Here is a 7304-nt window from a genome sequence, read left to right as displayed (position 1 = left end):
GTAGAAGAACCTCCGCGCCCTCAATGCGGGCATAGGCTTCTTGGAGGTTGGCGCGGCCTGCTCGGATGGCTTTGACCTCACTGCCCATGAGGGAAATCCCGGCTTGGTAGACTTCCAAGATTTCGTACTCAAAACGGGCTTTACGGTTCTCAACTAGGACTTTGCGAAATTCATCAGCACTCATCGTTGGGCCTCGTAGGCTTGGAGGGCGGCGGCATGGATATTTTTGAGGGGCTGTCCGGTAGCTTGGGCCAGACGGCGGCAGTCTTCATATTCTGGCTGAACGGTATAAACGGCTCCGGCGCGGTGACTTACTTTAACGGGCACTGCACCAAAATTGGTCTGCACGGTCTCAAATCTGCGCCCCAACACCGCACGGGTCCGGTAATCCCGGCGGATACCAAGCGTCATGGTCTCTCGAAAAAGCACTTCTTCACAGGCGCGGGCTTGGGGCGGATGACAGAGGACGGTGAGCAGGACACCGGGCCGATTCTTTTTCATGGCAACCGGGGTCAGGTACATATCTAAGGCTCCCGCCGCCGGGAGGCAATCAAAGAGATAACCGAGGACCTGGGGGCTGGTGTCATCAAGCTGGGTCTCCAACAGGGCAACGACTTCTTCATGAGGATGGGCATGACTGGGGCTATGGCTAGGGCTGGATTCGCTATGACTCTCGCTATGGCTATGGGAGTGAGTGGGTCCGCTATGACTATGTTCGTGGGCATGGGCATGACTACGCTCAGAACCCGAGAAGTTGGGCGTAGACTCACCCACCCAGAGCCTAAGTAAGTTAGGGATAGATAGGTCTCGTGTTCCGGCCCCCATGCCTACGGTTTGCACGACTAGAGCAGGACACTCACCGAAGTGATGGGCCAAGGCACAGACGATAGCGGCTCCGGTGGGCGTGACGAGTTCTTTATGAATGCCATTGCTGAATACAGGCACTTGGCGGCTTTGCCAGAGTTTGACCACCGCTGGCGTGGGAACGGGCATCCGACCGTGGGCTGCTATCACGGTCCCGCCCCCAAAGGGCAACCCTGAACACACGATCTGTTCAATGCCCAACCAATCCAGACCCAGACAGGTCCCGACAATATCCACAATTGCATCCACCGCCCCGACTTCATGGAAGTGGACTGCGCTGGGCGGAACACCATGGACCGCTCCCTCCGCCGCTGCCAACGCCCGAAAGCTCGCTAAGGCCCAAGCGGTCGCTTGGGCTGGGAGGCCCGCTTGCTGGATAATCGCTTCAATCTCGGGTAAATGCCGAGTAGCGGGTGTTTCCGTAAGGTGAACCGTAACTTGAGTGCCTTGAATACCAACTTTTTTAACGGTTTGGGCCTGTAGGTGGAATTCCTGATGCATGGCGAGACGGCCCAATTGTTGCTCTAGATAGGCTAAGGGCACCCCCGCATCCACCAAGGCCCCCAGACACATATCCCCGGCAATCCCGGTCGGGCAATCAAAGTAGGCAATCTTCATCGGTCGCTCCGGGGCATTACTCCAAGTTTACAGGGCAAATAAACCCGTCTAAGTGTTTAGGTGTGGACCTGTAGAGAGATTTCAAGGAAATTTACGTTTCTAGGACATTTTTTGTGTAAAACTGGCGAATATAAGGCTAGTTTTGCCTCTAAGGGGTGGTTAGCTCCATGCTGATTGAGTTCAAGGTCGCCAATTTTCGGTCTATTCGTGAAGAGCAGGCCCTCAGCCTTGTAGCCAGCAACTACGAAAAAGACCTGCCTGACTGTGTAATTGAGCGGAATCTACCCGGCTTAGCAGGAGTGAAGTTTTTGCGTGGAGCAGCAATTTACGGAGCTAATGCGTCTGGTAAGTCGAACGTCCTTAAAGCTGTTCAATTTCTCGCTGATTTCGTGCGTCACTCAGCAACTAAAATTGAACCCGGCGATCCCACAGGAACCGAGCCTTTCAAGCTGGACCAGATTTCTATTCACCAGCCATCAAAGTTTGAAATCACTTTTGTTGTTGAAGAGATACGTTACCTTTTCGGTCTGTCCTTAACCACTCAGCGGGTTCTGGAAGAGTATTTAGTAGCATATCCCAAGGGACTGCCCCAACGCTGGTATCATCGAACCTATGATGAGCGGCAGAATATTTATACCTGGGAAAAACCTGCAACTGGATTTAAAAGGGATAAGAGTCTTGAAATAAAGACTCGTGAGAATGCACTTTTCATATCTGTTGCTACTCAGTTCAATCATCCCCAACTCACGCCGATCTTTAGCTGGTTTCAACATAATCTTCAGTTTAATCCAACAAATTCTTCTCTTAGTAAAGGGATTCACAAAACTTGGGCTATAAAAAAACTTAGAGAATACGGTTATTTTGAACGCGTTCAAAATCTTTTAAGAAGTGCAGATATTGGTATTGCTGACATAAAGATTACACAATCGAAGGATGAGAATAAGACATCATCCCTAACCAATTCTTACTCAGAGGAATCAGCCCACGTTTTTGAAAAAAATATTAGAACGGAAGAGGGAGAGATACAGTTTATACACAAAGCAAGCGATAACCAAGATGTTCTCTTTGATTACAATTCCGAAGAGTCAGAAGGCACACGTAGATTTTTTGAATTGACTAGCTCTTGGATTGACATTTTGGAACACGGGAACACTGCTTTTTTGGATGAGATTGAAATTAGTCTTCATCCTCTTCTCGTTAGGGAATTACTCAAACTCTTATTCTGTCGTAAGAATAATCCAAAAGGGGCGCAGATTATTTTTACAACGCACAATCCTATTCTCCTGGATACCACCCTAATGCGGCGAGACCAAATTTGGTTTACTGAGAAATCTCCTGCGGGTGCAACCCACCTCTACCCGCTTACTGATTATCAACCTCGTAAAGATGAAGCTTTGACAAAAGGTTACCTCGCCGGACGCTACGGCGGCATTCCCTTTATCCCTGAAGGTTTAAAACTGTGACTCAGAATAGTTCTTATGTCCGCAGACCATCAGCTCGAAGGCCTCCTGAACATTCTCCTTCAGGTAAGATTTTCCTTATTATCACTGAGGGGGAGAAAACTGAACCGAACTACTTTAAACAACTCCGAGAACTTCTAAGATTAAGGACTGTAGAAGTAGAACTTGTTCATCCTGAAGGAACTGACCCGATAACCTTGACTAAATATGCTGATAAATGTCGAAAAGAGCGTATTCAAAAGGCAAAAAAAAGTAACATCTTCACTCCCTACGATGAAGTCTGGGTAGTCTTTGATCTTGAAAAAATCCACGATGAACGGCGTAAACTAGCTCAGGCTGCTATGAACCTTCCAGAAGCTAGAGGAACTTTTTTTGCTCAGTCTGACCCATGTTTTGAGTATTGGCTACTTCTGCATTGGGAATATACTACTTCACCATTTATAGACTGTAACAATGTCTGTCAATATTTAAAAAAATATTTGCCCAAATACATCAAGGGTCTTGTACCCACCCTAGATTGTATTAAGAGTTTTCCCACTGCAATAGAGCACAGTGAGCGTTGTCGTAAGCTCCATATAGATTGTGATGGCTCAGGTAATCCATCTACAGAAGTAGATAAACTTGTTCGAGAACTCAATAATGCTGCTCGTAAGCCTTACCCCATTAATCTATGACTATTTGCTACCCCTTTAGACAGAGGAAAAAGCATTGCTGAGCAATTTAACATTCATTTAGGTCAGTAAACTTTTTCCTGGGAGTTTCAGCGTGGATGTGCGGAGACGAGAGGTATTAAAAGCTACTTCAGTTATTGCGGGAATGATGGCGGCTGGGGATGTAGGAGCTATGCAAGCGGGAACCCGCGAGATGATTTATCGGCCTTTGGGACGGACGAAAGAGCAGGTTTCGGTGGTGGGACTGGGAGGACATCACATCGGGCGGCAAAAAGATGAGCAGGAGAGTATCAAAATTATTCACACGGCGATTGACCGTGGCATTAACTTTATGGACAACTGCTGGGATTATCACGACGGGGTTAGTGAAGTTCGGATGGGTAACGCTTTACAGAATGGCTACCGTGACAAGGTTTTTTTGATGACCAAGATTGATGGCAGAACGAAAGAGTCGGCTGCACGACAGATTGATGAATCCTTACGACGGCTGCGGGTGGAGTCGGTAGATTTGTTGCAACTCCATGAGATTATCCGTGTTGAGGACCCCGACCGGATTTTCGCACCGGGCGGAGCAATTGAAGCGGTCATGGCAGCGCAAAAAGCGGGTAAATTTCGTTTTATTGGCTTCACAGGTCACAAGGACCCCATGGTTCATCTCAGAATGCTAGAAGTTGCTAAGGCGAATAACTTTCGATTCGATACGGTTCAAATGCCTTTAAATGTCATGGATGCTCATTTTAGGAGTTTCGAGCGCACGGTCCTTCCAGTCTTGATTAAGGAGGAGATCGCGGTCCTGGGGATGAAGTCTATGGGTGACTCTTATATTTTGCAGAGCAATACCGTCAAACCGATTGAGTGTTTGCATTACACCCTGAATCTGCCAATTTCAACGGTGATTACGGGCATTGATAGTCTGGCAATTCTCGACCAAGCCATCGAAGCAGTGCGGACCTTCAAGCCATTGACCAATGAACAGGTGACTGCTCTACTCAACCGTACCCGGACGGTCGCCCTCAAAGGTCAGACCGAACTTTATAAGACGAGTAACCGTTTCGATGGTACTGCTAAGAACCCGCAGTGGCTGGGCTAAGAACCATCACCGCTGGCCCAGAATGCTGGATGGTGGCTGTTCGTGGGCCGCTTTATTTCACTATCTACAGGCCCCCACAGGAAATTACAACTTTAGTTATCTACTCACAACTTGCCCAACTCCTAGTGTTACAGTGAGGCCATGTATTGGCATTTCATCCCGTGAAAGAGTTGAAATTTAGCCTCGTCAGTGTTGCTGTGGGTCTTTTGTTCTGGGGCCTGTGGGCCTTGGGGACCGGAAAATTAAACTTCGTGGCCCAATTGGAACCCTCTCCGCAATTGAGTATCGAATCGGAACCTCCTGTAGCTCCCAAACCCCCTGAACCCCCCACGATCCCCGACTTAAAGGGAAGCAATCTAAGCGGCGTGGACTTTGCCAATGCCGACCTGAAAAAGGTAGATCTGAGTGGTAAAAACCTGAGTGGGGCTGATTTTGAAGGAGCTAACTTACAGGGGGCCAATCTGCAAGGGGCCAACTTCTCCGGGGCGGACCTGAACCACACCGATTTGCGTGACGCTAACTTGAGCGGGGCAAACTTGAGCGGGGCAGACCTGAGTGCTATTGAAGCTAAGGGGAGTCAGTGGGCGGGTGCGAATCTGTCGGGGGCTGATCTCGATGAAGATGCTCTCCGTGCTATCCTCACCTATGCCCAAGCTGACCGTAAAAGTCTTAATCTGAGTGGTCTAGACCTCGAAGATATGGACCTAAGCGAAATTAATTTCAGTGGTATGAATCTGAGTGGGATTAATTTGACGGGGACTAACTTGCGGGGAGCTAACTTGAGTCAAGCCAACCTGAGCGGGTCTACACTTGATGATGCCGACTTAAGCAGGGCGGACCTAACAGGTATTAATTTCAGTGGTACAAACCTACGTGGGGTCAAACTCACCGGGGCTAAATTAGAAGGGGCAGTCCTCTCTGGGGCTAGGTTAGATGAGGAGACCCGGCGGGCCCTAGGCAAGCAGTAACTATGTCCTAGCTTCCTATCCTCAATGCTTAGTTGAGGATGGGCTCTAGATTCAGACAGTTGCACCCCTTACAACAATCGGACAATACTCATACCACGCCAATCAAGGTTAATCCCAGCCCAACACTCTATCTTAGTCCCCACCATACCTGCTTGTCGGGAGACCACTTAACGTTTAGCCTGTTGCTTCTGGAAGAACCGTTCGGTTTGGCTAGTTTCGCGTTGGCGTTCGGCCCGGAAGAGGACCACCATCGTTACGCCCAAGACGATATGTAAGAAGGTCATAAACAAACTATTCACCCATAATTCTCGGTCTCCCCGCGCCATCCCGCCGAGGACCCGGCTGAGGAAGACCATCGTTCCGACAGCGGCACTAGCGGTAAAGCAGAGATAAAAAAATAAACGCAGACCCCGCCAGGGTGAGGCCAACTGTGCCCGCATTTGGGCACGTTTGCGGGCTTTACGTTCGGGGGTCCAGTCTTCCACGTTTACGTCGTGGTGACAAGGACGGCAGCTTCGACGGTAATGCGGTCGGCTTCCACCTGGGTGATGGCCCAACGTAACGACTCACCCCGGGTAGCGAGTTCGGCTTCGATGGCGGGGACCAGTTCAGCAAGGGGCTTGCGGGCCATTTCTAGTTCGACGAATTGGGTACACATGGGACGACACCGAGAATGGCCCGATTATACCCTGCTATGCTGAGCAAGTCGTGAGGGACCCCTGTGCAGCCCTGGGTTAGTCTTATTCTCGCTGTCAGTCTGGATGGGAAACTCAGCCAAACCCGTCATCAACGGCCCGGTTTTCCCTCAGTCAATGACCAAGTCCACCTGGAAACCCAGGTCAGTCGGGCCGATGCGGTCCTCTTAGGAGCAGGTACCATCCGGGCCTACAGTACAGCTTTCCTCATCCACAACCCAGAACTTTTGCAGGCGCGGACCCTGCGGGGCCAATCCCCCCAACCTTTGACGGTGGTTGCCTCAAGGAGCTTAGACCTAGACATAACTTGGCCCCTGTTTCGTCAACCCATGGACCGTCTGCTTTTGACGGGAGAACTCAGCCTCGAGCAACGGGCATACTTCGCGCCCCATGTGGAATTTTTGGTCTGTGGAGACAGTACGGGCGTGGACTTTCGGCAAGCTCTCCACCTACTCCATGAACGGGGCGTCAAACGATTGGCCCTGCTGGGCGGGGGGCAATTGGTGGCCCAATTCTTTGCACTGGGGCTGGTGGATGAACTGTGGCTGACCCTCTGCCCAGTGGTCATTGCTGGAAAGGACGCACCCTCGGCGGCAGAGGGCCTGGATTTACCCGCGTTACCCCGTGGTCAACTGGTGGAGACGCGCCGCCTGGGGGATGAGTTGTTTTTGTGCTATCGGTTCGCGCGGGGCTAGGGTTTGAGGGCGCGGTTAAAGTTGCGCCGGAAGTCTGGCGAGACCAACAACAACACGGGCCACGCCAGGGCCAAGGGTAGGGCCTTATCGGACTGATAGAAACGATTGGCTCCCTTCATGAACCGCCAAGCTCCGTAGAGATAACCCGCCAACAGGACCAGTAAGAGCAGATTCATGGCATGCCTTAATTGCTATTTCCATTGTGCCATGCGCGATCGGGCACAATGGGGAGATGTAAATGGT

At 50.4% G+C, this 7304-nt stretch carries 10 protein-coding genes; 5 read left to right on the top strand and 5 right to left on the bottom strand.

The features are described 5' to 3' along the window. Positions 1–184: SsrA-binding protein (locus tag HFM78_RS09220; RefSeq protein WP_287129148.1), on the bottom strand; the 184-nt coding region annotated here is incomplete at its 3' end. Next, entirely contained in the window at positions 181–1482 is a 1302-nt protein-coding gene (gene larC, locus HFM78_RS09215) for a nickel pincer cofactor biosynthesis protein LarC (RefSeq protein ID WP_287129147.1), read from the bottom strand. The genes larC and HFM78_RS09220, both read right to left, overlap by 4 nt. A gap of 167 nt (positions 1483–1649) precedes the next feature. On the opposite strand from larC, the gene HFM78_RS09210 reads away from it, so the two are divergent. The 4 genes from HFM78_RS09210 (at position 1650) to HFM78_RS09195 (ending at position 5671) form a co-directional block, all read left to right on the top strand. After that, entirely contained in the window at positions 1650–2945 is a 1296-nt protein-coding gene (locus tag HFM78_RS09210) for an ATP/GTP-binding protein (protein ID WP_287129146.1), read from the top strand. Then, positions 2942–3616 (top strand): RloB family protein, encoded by a 675-nt coding sequence (locus HFM78_RS09205; RefSeq protein WP_287129145.1) that lies wholly within the window; start codon positions 2942–2944, stop codon positions 3614–3616. The genes HFM78_RS09210 and HFM78_RS09205 overlap by 4 nt, the downstream gene beginning before the upstream one ends. Before the next feature lie 91 nt (positions 3617–3707). Next, entirely contained in the window at positions 3708–4703 is a 996-nt protein-coding gene (locus HFM78_RS09200) for an aldo/keto reductase (protein WP_396033269.1), read from the top strand. Between the two features lie 161 nt (positions 4704–4864). Next, positions 4865–5671 (top strand): pentapeptide repeat-containing protein, encoded by an 807-nt coding sequence (locus HFM78_RS09195; RefSeq protein WP_287129142.1) that lies wholly within the window; start codon positions 4865–4867, stop codon positions 5669–5671. A gap of 167 nt (positions 5672–5838) precedes the next feature. On the opposite strand, the gene HFM78_RS09190 is transcribed toward HFM78_RS09195, so the two are convergent. Together HFM78_RS09190 and HFM78_RS09185 are read right to left on the bottom strand one after the other, a co-directional pair. Beyond that, positions 5839–6156, bottom strand: a complete 318-nt coding sequence (locus HFM78_RS09190; RefSeq protein ID WP_287129140.1) for a DUF3493 domain-containing protein — start codon at positions 6154–6156, stop codon at positions 5839–5841. Between the two features lie 2 nt (positions 6157–6158). Then, positions 6159–6329 (bottom strand): hypothetical protein, encoded by a 171-nt coding sequence (locus tag HFM78_RS09185; RefSeq protein ID WP_287129139.1) that lies wholly within the window; start codon positions 6327–6329, stop codon positions 6159–6161. Positions 6330–6392: 63 nt separating this feature from the next. Here HFM78_RS09185 and HFM78_RS09180 point away from each other — a divergent pair, with 63 nt between their 5' ends. Beyond that, positions 6393–7061 (top strand): dihydrofolate reductase family protein, encoded by a 669-nt coding sequence (locus tag HFM78_RS09180; RefSeq protein WP_287129138.1) that lies wholly within the window; start codon positions 6393–6395, stop codon positions 7059–7061. Here the strand turns inward: HFM78_RS09180 and HFM78_RS09175 are convergent. Continuing rightward, positions 7058–7237, bottom strand: a complete 180-nt coding sequence (locus HFM78_RS09175) for a hypothetical protein (RefSeq protein ID WP_287129137.1) — start codon at positions 7235–7237, stop codon at positions 7058–7060. The genes HFM78_RS09180 and HFM78_RS09175 overlap by 4 nt on opposite strands. Positions 7238–7304 lie beyond the last annotated feature (67 nt).

The sequence above is a fragment of the Candidatus Cyanaurora vandensis genome, from assembly GCF_013285555.1.
Taxonomy (GTDB): domain Bacteria; phylum Cyanobacteriota; class Cyanobacteriia; order Gloeobacterales; family Anthocerotibacteraceae; genus Cyanaurora; species Cyanaurora vandensis.
Note: the sequence above shows the minus strand (reverse complement) of the source record. Positions and strands in the feature narration are given on the sequence as shown.